Source organism: Pseudomonas sp. Ag1 (assembly GCF_000278565.1).
Lineage (GTDB): Bacteria > Pseudomonadota > Gammaproteobacteria > Pseudomonadales > Pseudomonadaceae > Aquipseudomonas.
This window is the reverse complement of the sequence record NZ_AKVH01000041.1, coordinates 1-17,276: the sequence shown is the minus strand read 5'-3', so window position 1 is coordinate 17,276 and position 17,276 is coordinate 1. Positions and strand designations below refer to the sequence as shown.

The 17,276-nt window shown below is 62.3% G+C and carries 15 protein-coding genes; 9 read left to right on the top strand and 6 right to left on the bottom strand.

Annotation, left to right across the window (positions count from 1 at the left end; genetic code table 11):
* Window positions 1-148: 148 nt before the first annotated feature.
* The 5 genes from urtE to urtA form a co-directional block, all read right to left on the bottom strand.
* Window positions 149-838, bottom strand: a complete 690-nt coding sequence (urtE, locus tag A462_RS31130) for an urea ABC transporter ATP-binding subunit UrtE (protein ID WP_008430563.1) — start codon at window positions 836-838, stop codon at window positions 149-151.
* 10 nt (window positions 839-848) lie between these two features.
* The gene (gene urtD, locus A462_RS31135) at window positions 849-1,607 is read right to left on the bottom strand and encodes an urea ABC transporter ATP-binding protein UrtD (protein WP_003218258.1); all 759 of its coding nucleotides are present in this window, start codon (window positions 1,605-1,607) and stop codon (window positions 849-851) included.
* On the bottom strand, window positions 1,604-2,764 hold the full coding sequence (gene urtC, locus A462_RS31140) for an urea ABC transporter permease subunit UrtC (RefSeq protein WP_003218260.1): 1,161 nt from the start codon (window positions 2,762-2,764) through the stop codon (window positions 1,604-1,606). The genes urtD and urtC overlap by 4 nt, the downstream gene beginning before the upstream one ends.
* A gap of 10 nt (window positions 2,765-2,774) precedes the next feature.
* Entirely contained in the window at window positions 2,775-3,692 is a 918-nt protein-coding gene (urtB, locus tag A462_RS31145; RefSeq protein ID WP_008430559.1) for an urea ABC transporter permease subunit UrtB, read from the bottom strand.
* A gap of 196 nt (window positions 3,693-3,888) precedes the next feature.
* Window positions 3,889-5,097, bottom strand: coding sequence for an urea ABC transporter substrate-binding protein (gene urtA / locus A462_RS31150; RefSeq protein ID WP_003218263.1), 1,209 nt, complete (start codon window positions 5,095-5,097; stop codon window positions 3,889-3,891).
* A 354-nt stretch (window positions 5,098-5,451) separates the two neighbouring features.
* Between urtA and A462_RS31155 the strand changes: the two genes are divergently transcribed.
* Both A462_RS31155 and A462_RS31160 read left to right on the top strand, forming a co-directional pair.
* On the top strand, window positions 5,452-8,838 hold the full coding sequence (locus A462_RS31155) for an ATP-binding protein (protein WP_008430558.1): 3,387 nt from the start codon (window positions 5,452-5,454) through the stop codon (window positions 8,836-8,838).
* Window positions 8,813-9,511: a response regulator gene (locus A462_RS31160; protein WP_008430557.1), complete on the top strand. Its 699-nt coding sequence runs from the start codon at window positions 8,813-8,815 to the stop codon at window positions 9,509-9,511. The genes A462_RS31155 and A462_RS31160 overlap by 26 nt, the downstream gene beginning before the upstream one ends.
* Before the next feature lie 118 nt (window positions 9,512-9,629).
* On the opposite strand, the gene A462_RS31165 is transcribed toward A462_RS31160, so the two are convergent.
* Entirely contained in the window at window positions 9,630-10,460 is an 831-nt protein-coding gene (locus tag A462_RS31165) for an IclR family transcriptional regulator (RefSeq protein ID WP_003218269.1), read from the bottom strand.
* 241 nt (window positions 10,461-10,701) lie between these two features.
* Between A462_RS31165 and A462_RS31170 the strand changes: the two genes are divergently transcribed.
* From A462_RS31170 to A462_RS31200, 7 genes are read left to right on the top strand one after another with little or no spacing between them, the layout of a single operon-like run.
* On the top strand, window positions 10,702-11,730 hold the full coding sequence (locus A462_RS31170; RefSeq protein WP_008430556.1) for an ABC transporter ATP-binding protein: 1,029 nt from the start codon (window positions 10,702-10,704) through the stop codon (window positions 11,728-11,730).
* On the top strand, window positions 11,727-12,572 hold the full coding sequence (locus A462_RS31175) for an ABC transporter permease (protein WP_008430555.1): 846 nt from the start codon (window positions 11,727-11,729) through the stop codon (window positions 12,570-12,572). The genes A462_RS31170 and A462_RS31175 overlap by 4 nt, the downstream gene beginning before the upstream one ends.
* Window positions 12,573-12,576: 4 nt before the next feature.
* Window positions 12,577-13,371, top strand: a complete 795-nt coding sequence (locus A462_RS31180; protein ID WP_003218275.1) for an ABC transporter permease — start codon at window positions 12,577-12,579, stop codon at window positions 13,369-13,371.
* Window positions 13,371-13,661 carry a (2Fe-2S)-binding protein gene (locus tag A462_RS31185; RefSeq protein ID WP_003218277.1) on the top strand — a complete coding sequence of 97 codons (291 nt, stop codon included), beginning with the start codon at window positions 13,371-13,373 and terminating at the stop codon, window positions 13,659-13,661. Before A462_RS31180 ends, A462_RS31185 begins: the two co-directional genes overlap by 1 nt.
* Entirely contained in the window at window positions 13,658-15,001 is a 1,344-nt protein-coding gene (locus A462_RS31190; protein ID WP_008430553.1) for an FAD/NAD(P)-dependent oxidoreductase, read from the top strand. The genes A462_RS31185 and A462_RS31190 overlap by 4 nt, the downstream gene beginning before the upstream one ends.
* The gene (locus tag A462_RS31195; protein WP_008430551.1) at window positions 14,998-16,101 is read left to right on the top strand and encodes an NAD(P)/FAD-dependent oxidoreductase; all 1,104 of its coding nucleotides are present in this window, start codon (window positions 14,998-15,000) and stop codon (window positions 16,099-16,101) included. Before A462_RS31190 ends, A462_RS31195 begins: the two co-directional genes overlap by 4 nt.
* Before the next feature lie 17 nt (window positions 16,102-16,118).
* A complete protein-coding gene (locus tag A462_RS31200) occupies window positions 16,119-17,150 on the top strand; it encodes an ABC transporter substrate-binding protein (RefSeq protein ID WP_003218283.1) in 1,032 nt (343 codons plus the stop codon).
* The last annotated feature ends 126 nt before the right edge of the window (window positions 17,151-17,276 follow it).

Here is a 17,276-nt window from a genome sequence, read left to right as displayed (position 1 = left end):
CCTGATTACGGTTCATAAAGTGTCAACCATGTCCCCGCACATGTGTCCACCATGTGTCCGGTCCGTACACGCTTTTGCAAAGTGACTCGCTGTAAGAGCGAAACCATAAGCCGCCGTTACCCAAATAACGGATATGTACCCAGCCAGGTCAAACCGACAAATACCGACTAATGGTCGCCTCATCCACCCGATCCCGAGTTTCCTCAATCACAAACCTCCCCTTCTCAATCACCAAAAACCGATCAGCAATTTCCAAAGTAAACGACAACACCTGCTCAGAAACAACAATCGTCAAATCCCGCAAATTGCGAATCTCCTTAAGCGTACGAGCAATGTCCTTGATGATCGAAGGCTGAATCCCCTCAGTCGGCTCATCGAGCAACAACACCTTGGGATTCGTCGCCAACGCCCGGGCAATCGCCAACTGCTGTTGCTGCCCCCCAGACAAATTCCCACCCTTGCGCGAACGCATGTCATACAGCACCGGAAACAGCGCATACAAATCCTCAGGCACCCTGCCCCGGGCCGCCGCCGGCAACCCAGTCTGAATATTCTCCAACACACTCATGCTGGGAAAAATCATCCGCCCCTGCGGCACATAGGCAATCCCCCGCTCCACCCGCTCATGGGTTTCAAGCGCAGACACATCATGCCCATCCACACTCACCTGCCCCTGCCACTGCGGCAAAATACCCATCAGGCTCTTGAACAACGTGGTCTTGCCCATCCCGTTGCGCCCCATCACCGCGACGATCTCACGCTTCGCCACATCCAGCTCCAGGTCGTGAAGAATCTGGCTCTGCCCGTACCCACACGACAGTTTGTCGATCTTGAACATGCCCGACTCCTCAGTGGCCCAAATACACTTCAATGACTTTCGGATTGCTCTGCACCGACTCCATGCTGCCCTCGGCCAGCACCTTGCCCTGATGCAACACCGTGACCTTGTGGGCAATGCTCTTGACGAACTCCATGTCATGCTCGATCACCAACACCGAGCGCCCCTGGCTGATGCGCTTGAGCAACTCGGCCGTTTGCGCCCGCTCGTTGACGCTCATCCCGGCCACCGGCTCGTCGAGCATCAGCAATTCAGGGTCTTGCATCAGCAGCATGCCAATCTCCAGCCACTGCTTTTGCCCGTGAGACAGCAGGTCCGCCTGCTGCTGCAACAAGTCGCCGAGGAAGATTTCCCGCGCCACCTCCTCGACCCGCGCAATCACCTGGGCATTACGCTTGAAAAACAGCGCGCCCCACACCTTGCGCCCGGCCGGATACGACATCTCGAGGTTTTCAAACACCGTGAGGTTTTCGTAGATCGATGGGTTCTGGAACTTGCGCCCTACCCCAGCGCGCACGATGTTGTATTCGCGCATTTTGGTCAGTTCCTGGCCGTCGAACTGGATGCTGCCACTGGTGGCGCGGGTCTTGCCGCAGATCAAATCCAGCACCGTGGTTTTGCCGGCGCCGTTGGGCCCGATCACCACCCGCACTTCATTGCGGTCGATATACAGGTTGAGGTTGTCGACAGCCTTGAAGCCATCGAATGACACGGTGAGGCCTTCGATAGCCAACACCGGTTTCTTCATTTCAAAACCGACGGCGGTCATGGCTGTGTCTCCAGGATCTTGGCTTCCGCCTTGGGCTTGATCTTCGCGGGCTCGGCCTTGACCACCGGCTTGCGCCGCAACACTCGGGCCAGGGCCTGGCGACCATGGCTGTCCCACAACCCCGCCAGGCCGTTGGGGAAGTACATGACCACGGCGATAAACAACCCGCCCATCAGGTATAGCCACAGCTCGGGGAAGGATTCGGAAAAGTAGGTCTTGCCATAGTTCACCAGCAACGCGCCATACACCGCGCCCAGCAGTGACATGCGCCCGCCCACCGCGGCAAAGATCACCATCTCGATGGACGGCACGATGCCCACGAACGACGGCGACATAAAGCCCACCTGCAAGGCAAACATCGCCCCGCCAATCGCCGAGAACGCCGCCGCCACGCAGAACACGAAAATCTTGAAGCTGGCCACGTCATACCCGGAAAACCGTACCCGCTCTTCCTTGTCGCGCATGGCCATCAACAGCCGGCCCAGCTTCGAGGCGAGGATAAAACGGCCAATGAAGATGCAGCCGAACAACAGCCCGGCGTTGATGAAATACAGGATCATCTTCGCGCCGTCACCGCGCAGGTCCCAGCCCAGCAGGGTCTTGAGGTCAGTAATGCCATTGACACCACCGGTAAGGCCTTGCTGGCCGACGATCAGCACCGTGAGGATCAGCGCAATCGCCTGGGTGACGATGGAGAAATACACATCGCCCACCCGCCGCTTGAACAGCGCCATGCCAATGATGAACGCCAGCAGCACCGGCACCGCAATCACCGCGAACAAGGTAAACGTGAAGCTGTGGAACGGCTGCCAGAGCCACGGCAATTCGGTGATCTGGTTCCAGTCCATAAAGTCCGGGATGCCCGGGGTGGACTGGATCTTGGTACTGATCGGGTCCGAGGCCTCAAGCTTCAGGAACATCGCCATGCAGTAGCCGCCGACCCCGAAAAACACGCCCTGCCCGAGGCTGAGAATCCCGCCATAGCCCCAGCACAGCACCAGGCCCACAGCGACGAACGCGTAGGTCAGGTACTTGCCGACCATGTTCAGCCGGAAGGCGTCCAGGGTCAGCGGGAACACCACGAGGATCAACAGCGCCAACAGCACGATGCCGATCAGGTTTTGCTGGCCGCCCAGCAGTTTGTCTAGAGCCTTCATCGGTTCGCCTCTACTTGCGCACTTTGATGGAGAACAACCCTTGCGGGCGCAGCATCAGGATCAGGATCACCGACGACAGCGTCAGCACCTTGGCCATCGAGCCACTGAGGAAAAACTCCGACAGCGATTGGGTCTGGGCAATCACGAACGCCGAGGCAATGGTGCCGAACAGGCTTTGCGCGCCGCCGAATACGACGACCAGGAAGGTGTCGACGATGTACTGCGAACCGGCGGTCGGCCCGGTGGAGCCGATGGTGGTGAACGCCGCACCGGCCACGCCCGCCACGCCGCAGCCGAGGGCGAAGGTCATGCGGTCGACCTTGCGCGTGTTGATGCCCACCGCCCGGCTCATCAAGCGGTTCTGCACGGTGGCGCGCACCTGCAAGCCCCAGCGCGAACGGTAGAGCATGACGAAGATCGCCCCGGTCAGCAGCACGGTCAGGCCCATCATGAACAGGCCGTTGCGCGGGATTTCGATGGCGTCGGTGAGGTTCACCGAACCCATCAGCCAGGCCGGCGGTTCGGCGCTCACTTCACGGGCGCCGAACACCGAGCGGAAGGTTTGCTGCATCACCAGGGACAAACCCCAGGTGGCGAGCAAAGTGTCCAGGGGCCGCTTGTACAAGCGGCTGATCATTGCCCATTCCACCAGCCAGCCCACGGCGCCCGCGACGAGGAATGAGAGGGCAATGGCAACGAAAAAGTAATACGGCTGAAAGCTCGGCGCGAAATGCGCGGTAAGGCTGGAACAGACGTAGGTGGTGTAGGCGCCAATGGTCAGGAACTCACCGTGGGCCATGTTGATCACGCCCATCTGGCCGAAGATGATTGCCAGTCCCAATGCCATCAGCAACAGCACGCAGAACACGGACAAGCCGTTGAACCCCTGCATCGCCGCGATGGCTCCAAATTCCGATAGCCATTCCATGATGATGGTCTCCTGAGCGGGAGGTTGAAATGCAATCTGCTTCTGCTTTATGTGGGAGCTGGCTTGTGTGGGAGCGGGCTTGCTCGCGAATACGGTGTGTCAGTACCGGATGCACTCACTGATTCACCGCTTTCGCGAGCAAGCCCGCTCCCACACAAAACCAGTTCCCACATTCAGATCAGCGCCAGACCCGAGGTTATTGATAGCCTTTCGGAAACGGATTCGGCTCGATCAGATCCGACTCGTAGATCACCTTGAACTGGCCATTGGGCTGCACTTCGCCGATGCGCGACTTGCTCCACAGGTGATGGTTTTCGTGGATCTTCACATAGCCTTCCGGCGCGTTTTTCAGCTCGATGCCAGGCGATGCGGCGACGACTTTATCCACGTCGAAACTGCCGGCCTTCTCCACCGCCGCTTTCCACAACCATGGGCCGAGGTAGGCCGCCTGGGTCACATCACCGATCACTGCATCCTTGCCGTACTTGGCCTTGAACGCTTCCACGAAGGCTTTGTTGTTCGGGTTGTCGAGGCTCTGGAAGTACTTCATCGAGGCATAGAAGCCAGCCATGTTTTCGCCGCCGATGCCCAGCAGTTCGTCTTCGGTCACCGACAGGGTCAACAGGGTTTGCTTGGACGCGTTCACGCCCGCTGCGTTGAGCTGTTTGTAGAAGGCCACGTTGGAGCCGCCCACCACGGCCGCAAACACCACGTCAGGCTTTTTCAGCTTGACCTTGTTGATCAGCGAACCGAACTGGGTGTTGCCCAGCGGGTAGTAGTCTTCGCCGACCACGGTGCCGTGCAGGACGTTTTCAATGTGCTTGCGCGCGATCTTCATCGAGGTGCGCGGCCAGATGTAGTCCGAGCCCACCAGGTAGAAGGTTTTGGCGCCCTTGGTCTTGGCGATCCAGTCGAGGCTGGCGAGGATTTGCTGGGTCGCTTCCTGGCCGGTGTAGATCACGTTTTTCGACTGTTCCAGGCCTTCGTAGAAGGTCGGGTAGTAGAGCAGGCCGTTTTCTTTCTCGAAGATCGGCAATACGGCTTTGCGTGAAGCGGAGGTCCAGCAGCCGAACACTGCAGCCACCTTGTCGTTCACCAGCAGTTTCTTGGCCTTTTCGGCGAAGGTCGGCCAGTCGGACGCGCCGTCTTCCTGGATCACCTTGATCTGCCGCCCGAGGATCCCGCCCGAGGCGTTGATCTGCTCGATGGCCAGGCGTTCGGCCTGGATCGAACCGGTTTCGGAAATCGCCATGGTGCCGGTGGCCGAGTGCAACTGGCCGACGGTGACTTCGGTAGGCGTCACCGCCAGGCCTTCGTTGTCGGCCATGACGCCATGGCTGAACAGACTCGCCGCCAGCAGTGATAAGGCCAACAACGGTTTGGAGCGGATCAATCGTGATTCCATGGGGCGACTCCTCTGCAATGAGGGGTTCAGCATGGCGGCAGGTGGCCACGGCGGGTATACGCAGCCTGACGTAACGGGGTACGTCATTTGACGTATGCCGTTGCGCACCATTTTCGAGCAGGATCCCGCCCGCCTTGGGAAAGGAAACCCCTGTGGCGAGGGAGCTTGCTCCCGTTGGGCTGCGCAGCGGCCCCAAAACCGGCGACCCGGTTCTGCCTGGAAAAATGAAGTGGTCTTGCTGGGCCTGCTTCGCAGTCCAACGGGAGCAAGCTCCCTCGCCACGAAGAGCGCACCCCGCAGGACTGGGGCACGAATATTGCTGCCATCTCCCCATCCTTGCAGGAGTTCCCCACCGTGCACCCCCTCCCCGGCACCCAGCGCATCGTCAAGATCCGCCGCGACTACAACTCCTGGGTCGCCGACGAGACCATGGAAGACTACGCCCTGCGCTACACCCCGAAGTCCTTCCGCAAATGGTCGGAACTGCGCATCGCCAACACCGCCTTGGGCGCGGTGTCGTTCCTGGCGCTGGAGGCCATCGGCGGCGTATTGGCCTTGAGCTACGGCTTTACCAACACCTTCTGGGCGATCCTCGCCATCAGCCTGGTGATCTTCCTGACCGGCCTGCCCATCAGCTACTACGCCGCCCGCTATGGCGTGGACATGGACCTGCTGACCCGCGGCGCGGGCTTCGGTTACATCGGCTCCACCATCACCTCGCTGATCTACGCCAGTTTCACCTTCCTGTTCTTCGCCCTGGAAGCGGCGATCATGGCCCTTGCCCTGGAGTTGTATTTCCATATCCCGCTGGCCATCGCCTATGTCATCTGTTCACTGCTGGTGATCCCGCTGGTGGCCTACGGCGTAACGCTGATCAGCCGCCTGCAATTGTGGACGCAACCGCTGTGGCTGGTGCTGCTGGTACTGCCCTATGGCTTCGTGTTGTGGAAAAACCCCGAGGCCTTCAGCGACTGGACCAGCTTTGTCGGCCGCAGCAGCGACGGCGGCGACTTCAATCTGCTGTCGTTCTGCGCCGCCTGCACCGTGGCGCTGTCGCTGGTCACGCAGATCGGCGAACAGGTGGACTACCTGCGCTTCCTTCCGGAAAAAACCAGCGCCAACCGCAAGCGCTGGTGGGCCGCGCTGTTATGCGCCGGGCCCGGCTGGATCGTGCCGGGGGCGTTGAAAATGTTCGCCGGGGCGTTCCTGGCGTTCCTCGCCCTGCAACATGAAATCCCCATGGAGCGCGCCGCCGAGCCAACCCAGATGTACCTCGTCGCGTTCGGCTATGTGTTCTCCTCTCCCGAATGGGCGCTGGGGGCGATGGTGCTGTTCGTGTTCATCTCGCAGATGAAGATCAACCTGACCAACGCCTACGCCGGCTCCCTGGCCTGGTCGAACTTCTTTGCCCGCGTGACCCACAGCCACCCCGGCCGCGTGGTGTGGCTGGTGTTCAACGTCGCCATTGCGCTGATGCTGATGGAGCTCGGCGTGTTCGATGTGATCGAGCAGGTGCTGGGGCTCTACGCGAATATCGCGATTGCCTGGATCGGCACGCTGGTAGCGGACCTGGTGATCAACAAGCCCCTGGGCCTGTCGCCCAAACACATCGAATTCAAGCGCGCGCACCTCTACGACATCAACCCGGTGGGTGTCGGCTCGATGCTGATTGCCTCGCTGCTGTCGATCCTCGCCCACTTCGGCCTGTTCGGCGCCCTGGCCCAGGCTGCGCCACCGTTTGTCGCGCTGGGCACCGCGTTAATCATGGCGCCGCTATTGGCGTGGCTGACCAAGGGCCGCTACTACATTGCGCGCAGCAGCGAGGCGCAATTGATACACCCGCAACCCGGCACCGGCCTGGTGATCTGCGGGCTGTGCAGCAACCCGTTCGAGACCGCCGACATGGCGTTCTGCCCGGCCTACAGCACGCCGATCTGCTCGCTCTGTTGCTCACTGGATGCGCGTTGCGGCGACCGTTGCAAACCCCACGCACGCCTGGCCAGCCAGTTCGAAGGGGTGTTGCGCTGGTTGCTGCCGACGACGTTGGTACCGCGCCTGCATACGCGGCTGGCGCATTACCTCGGATTGTTGATGGCGCTGGTGCTGATGCTCGCCGGGGCCCTGGCGCTGATCTACATGCAGGCGGCCCAGGGTTTGCCCCATTCGCAAACCTTGTACCAGGCGTTTTTCAAGGCGTTCCTCACGCTCTCGGTGCTGGCCGCCGTACTCGCCTGGTGGGTAGTACTCACCCGCGAAAGCCGGCGGGTGGCCCAGGAAGAATCCGACCGGCAAACCTCGCTGCTGATGCAGGAGATCGCCGCCCACAGCCTCACCGACCAGGCCCTGCAACAGGCCAAGGAAGCCTCGGAAGCAGCGAACGCGGCCAAGAGTCGCTACGTCACCGGGCTGTCCCACGAGCTGCGCACGCCGCTCAACAGCATCCTCGGCTTCACCCAGATCCTGCAGCGCGACAGTGCCATGCCCGAACAGCATCAGGACGCCCTGGCGACCATCCTGCGCAGCGGCTCGCACCTGCTGTCGCTGATCGACGGCCTGCTGGACGTGGCGAAGATCGAGGCCGGCAAGCTGCGCCTGGAACTCACCGAAATCCCCTTCCCGGAACTGATCCACGACCTGGAACAAATGTTCACCCCCCAGGCCGAAGACAAGGGCCTGCGCTTTCGCCTGGACTGCGTGGGCAAGATCCCCGCCGTGGTGCGTGGCGATGAAAAACGCGTGCGGCAGATCCTGATCAACCTGCTGGGCAACGCGATCAACTTTACCGACAGCGGCGAGGTGCGCCTGCGGGTCAGCTACATGCGCGAGACCGCCAACTTCGAAATCATCGACACCGGCATCGGGATTGACCCCGAACAGATCGAGCGGATTTTCCAGCCGTTCGAACGCGGCGACCTGATGCGCCAGGACAAGGGCGTGGGTCTGGGCCTGACCATCACACGCATGCTGACCTCGCTGATGGGCGGCGAATTGCGGGTGGTCAGCGAGCTGGACAAGGGCACCTGCTTCCAGGTACGGCTGTTCCTGTCCCAGGTCCGCGTGCCGCAAGCCGTGGTGCATGTGGAGCACGACATCATCGGCTACCACGGCGAACGACGGCGCATCCTGGTGGTGGATGACCACGTGGACCATCGCAAGGTGCTCAGCGGCATGCTCACGCCCCTGGGCTTCGAGGTGTCCCAGGCCAGCAACGGCCAGGAGGCGATCCGCCAGGTGGCGCTGCTGTCGCCGGACCTGATCCTGATGGACCTCTCGATGCCGACCATGGACGGCTGGGCCACCAGCAGGCTGATCCGGCGTAATGCGCTGTCTGCCGCGCCGATTATCATCATCTCCGCCAACGCCTTCACTGACGACCGCGAACGCAGCATCGCCGGTGCCTGCAACGACTACCTGGCCAAGCCGGTGCGTACCCCTGAACTGCTCGGGCGCCTGCAACTGCACCTGGACTTGCAATGGCTGCGCCGTCGCACACCGCTCGCCGCGCCGGTCGCGACCCAAGGCGCGCTACCCAGCGCAGAAGAACTCGCGGTGCTCGCCGAACTGAGCGCCATTGGCTATGTGCGTGGTTTGCATGAAAAGCTCGACGCCATCGTGCTGGACAGCCCAGGTACCGCACCGTTCATCAACAAGCTCCGGGCCTTGCTGAAAAGTTTTCGCCTGGAAGAACTCAACCGCATCCTGAAGGAGGCCGAAGATGAATGCCTTGACCCACAGCGCTGAGCCCGGCGTGGTGCTGATTGTCGACGACACCCCGGACAACCTGGCCATGCTCTCCGACGCCCTGGACGACGCCGGCTACATGGTGCTGGTGGCGCTGGACGGCCTCAGCGCGCTGAACCGCGTGCAACGCCGACGCCCGGATTTGATCCTGCTGGACGCGGTGATGCCCGGGCTGGACGGCTTTGAAACCTGCCGCCGGCTCAAGGCACAACCGGCCAGCGCGGATATTCCGGTGGTGTTCATGACCGGGCTGACCGACAGCAAGCATGTGGTGCAGGGGTTCGAGGTGGGCGGCAGCGATTACGTGACCAAGCCGATCCAGACCGATGAAGTGCTGGCGCGGGTGGCGGCGCATTTGCGTACGTCGCGGATTTTGCTGTCGGCGCGTGCGGCGACACAGCCGAGCGTGATCACCCTGGAGGATGAGCCGGCGCACAAGCTATTGTCGGCGCGGTTTCAGTTGACGGAGCGGGAAGTGGAAGTGCTGCGTTGGGTGGCGTGTGGCAAGACCAATCGGGATATTGGCGACATTCTTGGGTTGAGTCCGAGGACGGTGAACAAGCATCTGGAGCATGTGTATGTGAAGCTGGGAGTGGAGACGCGCACGGCGGCGACTTCGGTGGCGATGGCGGCGATGAGTCCAACCCGGATCCCACAGATGGCCACGGTCTAAAATGTGGGAGCGGGCTTGCTCGCGAATGCGGTGTGTCAGTCACCAAATTTTTTACTGATACACCGCATTTGCGAGCAAGCCCGCTCCCACATTTGATCTGTGTCGTTACTGGTATTACCTACCCACCGAAGATCTGCGAAGGCCGGCGCAACGTCGGATCAAACGGGTTGATCTTCGGCCCGATCGCCGCCGCCTCGCGCTTCAACAACTCCACCACCGTCGGCAACCGCCCCGGCCCCAGGCGGTCGCTGATGGTCGCCACACTCAACGCCGCCACCGCATGCCCATTGCGATCCAGGATCGGCACCGCCAACCCGGCCATGCCTTCCAGCACCCCGGTATTGCGCGCCGCATACCCCAACCGCCGCACACTCTCCACCTCCGAACGCAAAAACACCTCGTCGTACAGGTGAAAATCCTTGAGCCGCGGCAAGTTGTAGCGGATCACCGTCTCGCGCTCTTCCTCCGGCAAAAACGCCAAAATCGCCAGGCTGCCCTGCCCCACGCCCAGCGCCACGCGGCCGCCGATATCACCGGTAAAGGTACGGATCGGATACGGCCCTTCACTGCGGTCCAGGCAGATCGCATCAAACCCGCTGCGCGCCAGCAGGAACAATGAATCCCCCAACGACGCACTGAGGCGCAACATGCTCGGCCGCACCAGGTCCCGCAGGTTGCCGGTGTTGCCCGCATTCGCCGCCAGTGCGAAGAACTCCAGGCTCAGCCGATAGCGCTTGCTGCGCGCATCCTGCTCCACCATGCCCTCGTCCATCAGGCTGCGCAGCAGTCGGTGGGTGGTGGGTTGCGACAGCCCCACCTGCTGCGCCAGTTGCGTCACCCGTTCACCACCGTCCGGCGCCGCGCCGAGGATGCGCAGTAATGCAAACAACCGGGAGACGCCACCGGCGCCGACTTCCTTGACACTTTCATTCCGCTCAGTGGAATCCATAAGCCGATATCTCACACTAAATTCTGGTCAGTGAATGAAACTGAAAAAAGTACTCTATCCAGTGAAATTCCATCTTCCGCCATCCTAGTCTTTCGCCCTAATCTGCGTCCACAGGGGCGAAATGAACAACTAACGGCAGCCGACTCAAGATCGAGCGCCAACGCACCCGCAACACCCTTTTCGCATCTGCCCAAAACAAAAAAGCGCGTTTCGACGCGACTCAAAAAGGTGGAACGCAGACATGGCTTTTCTCCAACTCAACGCCTTGAGCAAACGCTACGGCGCCGTCGACGCGGTGGTCGCCACTGATCTTGCGGTGGAAAAAGGCGAATTCGTATCCCTGCTTGGCCCCTCGGGCTGCGGCAAGACCACCACCTTGCAAATGATCGCCGGCTTCGTCGACGTCACCGGTGGCCAGATCGTCCTCGACGGTCGCGACATCACCCATGCCAAACCCGCCAGCCGTGGCCTGGGCGTGGTGTTCCAGAGCTATGCGCTGTTCCCCCACATGAGCGTGCGCGACAACGTCGCCTTCGGCCTGAAGATGCGCAAGGTGCCTGCCACTGAGATCGCAAGCAGAGTCAAGACCGTGCTGGAACTGGTGCGCCTGGCGCCCCACGCCGAGCGCTACCCGCGGGAACTGTCCGGCGGCCAGCGTCAGCGCGTGGCCCTGGCCCGCGCCCTGGTGATCGAGCCGCCGGTGTTGCTGCTGGACGAGCCCCTCTCCAACCTCGACGCCAACCTGCGCGAAGAGATGCAGTTCGAAATTCGTCGCATCCAGTGTGAAGTCGGGATCACCACCCTGATGGTTACCCACGACCAGGCCGAGGCGCTGTCCATCAGCGACCGGGTAGTAGTGATGCAGGCCGGGCGCGTGACGCAGATCGACGCGCCGTACAAACTCTATGAACACCCGCGCACACGCTTCATCTCGGATTTTGTCGGCAAGGCCAACCTGCTGGCGGGCGACTTCGATCAACTCGGCGCGCCGCAAGTGCGCTTCGAGCCCGGCAACGGCGAACTGACCCTGAGCCTGCGCCCGGAAAAGATCGACCTGGTGGCGGCCAGCAAGGGCCGGCTGCAAGGCCGGATCCTCGACAGCTACTTCTTCGGCAGCCAATGGCTGTATCGCATCAAGACCGAGATCGGCGAGCTGACCGTGGTCCGTCGCAACGACGGCAGCGCGCCATTGGCTTGCGGCGCTGCAGTGGGACTGGACTGGGAGTCGAACCTGTTGCGGGTGCTGGCCGCGGATGAGGTGCGCGCATGAGCCGTGGCTACCTGTTGTCGTTGCCGGCGCTGGTGTTGTTTTTCGGGCTGCTGATCCTGCCCCTGGGCCTGACACTGGTGCTGTCGTTCAACGTGTTCGACTATCAGGTGGGGGTGAAGGCCGATGAGTGGACCTTCGCCCACTACCTGTCGCTGTTCAGCGATTCGTACTTCTACGAAATCTTCTGGCGCACCTTCTGGATCAGTGCCCTGGTGACCTTGCTCTGCGTGGTGATCGGCGTGCCCGAGGCCTACATCCTCAGCCGCATGGGTACGCCATGGCGCTCGATCTTCCTGATCCTGATCCTCACCCCGCTGCTGATTTCGGTGGTGGTGCGGGCCTTCGGCTGGAGCCTGCTGCTGGGTGCCGATGGCCTGGTGAACCAGGTGATCCAGGCCCTGGGCGGCACGCCGGTGAAGCTGCTGTACACCTCGTTCGCCGTGATCATCGCACTGGTGCACGTGATGCTGCCGTTCATGATCATCCCGGTGTGGACCTCCCTGCAGAAGCTCGACCCGTCGGCGGAACAGGCGGCGCTGTCCCTGGGTGCCAGCCAGGCCACGGTGATGCGCAAGATCGTGTTGCCGCAGGTGATGCCCGGCGTGCTGTCCGGCACCCTGATCGTGTTCGGCCTGGCTGCCAGCTCCTTCGCGATCCCCGGCCTGCTGGGCGGACGCCGCCTGAAGATGGTCGCCACGGTGGTCTACGACCAATACCTCTCGGAACTCAACTGGCCCATGGGCGCGACCATCGCGGTGGTGCTTCTGTTGGTCAACTTGCTGATCATGCTGAGCTGGAACCGCATGGTCGAAGGCCGCTACAAAAAGTCCCTGGGAGTATAAGACGATGTCCAGAAACGGTCCTTTGGCCCTGGGCTTTCACGGCCTGGTGGTGCTGTTCATGATGGCGCCGCTGGTGGTGGTGTGCCTGGTGGCCTTCACCCCGGAAAACACCTTGAGCCTGCCCACTTCGGGCTTCTCCCTGCGCTGGTTTCATGCGGTGTTCGAGCGCGCGGACTTTATCCAGGCGTTCTACAACAGCCTGGTCCTGGCGTTCGTTGCCGCCACCCTGGCGACGTTGATCGCGGTGCCGGCGGCGCTGGCAATCAGTCGCTACCAGTTCCCCGGCCGTAACTTCTTCAGTGCGCTGTTCCTCTCGCCGATCATCATCCCGCACCTGGTGCTGGGGGTGGCGATGCTGCGGCTGTTCGCAATGATGGGCGTCAACGGCAGCTTCACCTGGTTGATGCTGGCCCACGTGGTGATCATCACGCCTTACGTATTGCGCCTGGTATTGGCGGCCGCCATCGGCATTGACCGCAGCGCCGAGCAGGCTGCCGAATCCCTCGGCGCCAGCCGCTTCACCCTGTTTCGCCAGATCACCTTGCCGATGATTCTGCCCGGCGTGGCCGGCGGCTGGTTGCTGGCGTTCATCAACAGTTTCGATGAAGTGACCCTGTCGATCTTTGTCAGCTCGCCGGCCACCCAGACCTTGCCGGTGCGCATGTACGTGTACGCCACCGAATCCATCGACCCGATGATGGCGGCCGTGTCGGCGCTGGTGATCGGGTTGACGGCGGCGGCAATGATTCTGCTGGACCGGGTCTACGGCCTGGATCGCGTGTTGGTAGGGAAACATTGATGGCACTGTTCAAACGACTGGCGGAAACCGAGCGGCCCAGCCTGGCGTTCACCCTCGATGGACAGCCTGCCACGGGCCTGCTTGGGGACACCTTGCTGACTGCCGTACTGACCTGCGCCGAGCACCTGCGGGGCAGTGATTTCAGCGCCGAACGCCGCGCCGGTTTCTGCTTGATGGGGGCCTGCCAGGATTGCTGGGTACGCCTGGAAGATGGTCGGCGAGTGCGCGCCTGTTCGACCTTGCTGGAAGACGGCCAGGCGATTCGCCGTGACCCGGGGCGCCAGGCATGAAGAGCGTGGTGATAGTGGGCGCAGGCCCGGCGGGCATTACCGCAGCCCGGACCTTGCTGGACCATGGCGTAACCCCGGTGTTGGTGGACGAGAGCCTGCGCGGTGGCGGCCAGATCTATCGGCGCCAGCCGGCGAACTTCCAGCGCTCGGCCAAGCAGCTGTATGGGTTTGAAGCGGGCAAGGCGACAGCGCTGCATCGCACCATGGATGAGCTGGCCACCCGGATCGACTACCGGCCGGAAACCCTGGTGTGGAATGCGGAAAATGGCCGCCTGGACATGCTCAACAACGGCCACGCCGAAAGCATCGAATACACGCAGATCATCGTCGCCACGGGCGCCACCGACCGCATCCTGCCCGTGCCGGGCTGGACGCTGCCCGGTGTGTACAGCCTGGGCGCGGCGCAAATCGCGCTGAAGTATCAAGGCTGCGCCATCGGTGAGCGCGTCGCGTTTTGCGGCAGCGGGCCGTTGCTGTACCTGGTGGCGTATCAGTACGCCAAGGCCGGGGCCAAGGTGGTGGCGGTGCTCGACAGCGCGCCGTTCAGCGCCCAATGCCGCGCCCTGCCGGCATTGCTCGGCCAGCCGGCGACCCTGGCCAAGGGTTTGTACTACCGCGCCTGGCTAACGGCCCACGGCATCCCGGTGCATCAAGGGGCAACGTTGTCGCACATCAACGGCGAGCAACGAGTGACGGGCATCCACTGGGACCAGCAGGAAATCGCCTGTGATGCCGTGGCCTTCGCCCATGCCCTGCGCAGCGAGACCCAACTGGCGGATTTACTTGGGTGTGAATTTGCCTGGAATGCATTGAACCGCGCCTGGTTGCCGCAGCAAGATGCGGCCGGGCGTAGCAGTGTCGCGGGGGTGTATCTGGCTGGCGACGGTGCAGGAATCATGGGCGCCGATGCGGCGCAAATGGCCGGCGAGCGAGCGGCATTGGCCTTGCTCGAAGACAGCGGTGTTGCCATCGACCACCGTCGCGGGCCCGTGCTGGAACAACAACTGGCAGGTATCCAGCGCTTTCGCCACGGCCTGGAAACCGCCTTCCCCTTCCCGGAAAACTGGGCCGCTGAAGCTCCGGACGAACTGATCCTGTGCCGCTGTGAAGAAGTCAGCGTCGGCGAAGTACGCGCGGTGGTGGACGAAGGCCACTGGGAAGTGAACCGGGTCAAGGCCCATTGCCGGGTTGGCATGGGCCGCTGCCAGGGCCGGATGTGCGGGCTGGCGGCGGCGGAAATCGTTGCCCAGCGCAGTGGCCGCGAGATTGAAAACGTTGGCCGCCTGCGTGGCCAGGCACCGATCAAACCCTTGCCGTTTGGCGTGGAGGTGCAGCCATGATCGACAGTGAAGTGATCGTGTTGGGTGGCGGGATTGTCGGGGCCTCGGCGGCTTTGATGCTGGCGCAGAAAGGTCGCCGCGTGGTGCTGCTGGAGCGGGACTTTTGTGGCTCGCACTCCAGCGGTGTGAACTATGGCGGCGTGCGGCGCCAGGGGCGGCCATTGCACCAACTGCCGCTATCGCAGCGTGCCCATGAGCTATGGTCCGACTTGCCGGGGCTGATTGGCATCGACGGGGAATACGTGCGCTCCGGGCATTTGAAACTGGCCCGCAGTCATGACGATCTGGCGGCTCTGCAGGCTTACGCCGACGCTACACGTGGCTTTGGCCTGGGCCTGCAAATGCTCGACCACGCTCAACTGCGCGCCCGGTTCCCGTGGGTGGGTGATGTGGCAGTCGGCGCGTCGTTATGCCCCGAAGACGGCCACGCCAATCCGCGCCTGGTCTCCCCCGCCTTTGCCCGCGCAGCGCAACGCCACGGTGCGAGGGTGATGGAGCAAACCGAAGTCACCCATCTTGAACATGACGGCCAGCGGTTTCAGTTGCGCTGTGCCAATGGGCTGCAGCTGCAAGCCCCCTGGCTGCTGAACTGCGCCGGCGCCTGGGCCGGCACCGTGGCCGCGCACTTTGGCGAGCCGGTGCCGATGACCTCGGCGCACCCGGCGATGCTGGTGACCGAGCCGTTGCCGGTGGTGATGGACGTGAGCACCGGGGTGGAAGGCGGCGGGATTTATGCGCGGCAAGTCGCCCGGGGCAATTGCATCCTCGGTGGCGGGCGCGGCTTTGCCCTGGGCCCGCAACAAGCCCGCCCGGGCCAGGCGGCGGTGCTGGAGATTCTGCGCAATGCCGGCGAGTTGTACCCGTTCCTCAAGGGTGCCCAGGCGATCCGTACCTGGAGCGGCACCGAAGGTTATCTGCCCGACCACGAACCGGTGATCGGCGACAGCAGCACCCAACCCGGCCTGCTCCACGGTTTCGGCTTTGCCGGCGCCGGGTTCCAGCTCGGCCCTGCGGTCGGTGAAGCCCTGGCAGAGATCGTCTGCACGGGGGCCAGCCGGCAGCCCATCGAAGCATTTTCCATCCGTCGTTTCCAAGCCTGAGAGGAAGATTCATGCACATGATCAAACGTACTGCGCTGTCTTGCCTGTCCCTCGCCCTGTTGAGCACGGCGGCCCACGCCGCACCGACGCTTTACCTGGGCATGAACGGCGGCACCATGGAGCGGGTCTACGCCGACAAGGTGCTGCCCGCGTTCGAAAAGGCCAACAACGTCAAGGTGGTGATCGTGCCGGGCACCTCGTCGGACATCCTGGCCAAGGTGCAGGCCAACAAGGACAACCCGCAGATGCACGTGATGTTCCTCGACGACGGCATCATGTACCGCGCGATTTCCATGGGGTTGTGCGAGAAGCTCACGCCCAACCCGACCCTGGACCAGATTCCGGCCAAGGCGAAGATCAAGGAAGAAGCGGTTGCGGTGACGCTCGGGGTGACCGGGTTGGGTTACAACGCCAAAATGTTCAAGGAAAAGGGCTGGGCGCCGCCGACGTCGTGGATGGACCTGGCCGACCCGCGCTTCAAGGACAAGGTGGTGTTCCAGTCGTTGGCCTCGTCCACATTTGGGTTGCACGGGTTCCTCATGTTCAACCGGATTCAGGGGGGTAGCGAGACCAACGTGGAGCCGGGGTTCAAGGCCTGGCCGAAAACCGTCGGGCCCAACGTGCTGGAGTACATCGCCAGCTCGGCGAAGATTTCCGAGATGGTGCAGACGGATGAGGCGGCGATCTTTCCGCTGACGCCGACGCAGGTGACCACGCAACAGTTGTTGGGTGTGCCGATGGAGTATGCGCAGCCGAAAGAAGGCGCGGTGGTGTTGAACGTGGCGGAGTGTGTGATTGCGCGGAATGACCAGCCGGAGCTGGCGCAGAAACTGGCGCAGTTCTTGTTGACCGCAGAGGCTCAGGCGCCGGCTTTGGAACTGGGGGATCAGATTCCTTCGAATCCTACGACGCCGACTACCGACAAAACCCGGGCGCGGGTGGAGGCGATGAACAGTTACTTGCAGACGGCGATTTCGATTGACTGGGATCAGGTGAACCAGGCACGACCCGAGTGGAATGCGCGGTGGAGTCGGTCGATTGAGCGGTAGGCTTTGGGGGTGAATATCCATTATTTGGGTGATGGCTTAAATGGGTTCCGCTCTTACAGCGGCTCACTTTTGAACAGCGCAAAAGTAAGCAAAACGCTCTTGCCCCACCACTCGGCTCCTCGCTGT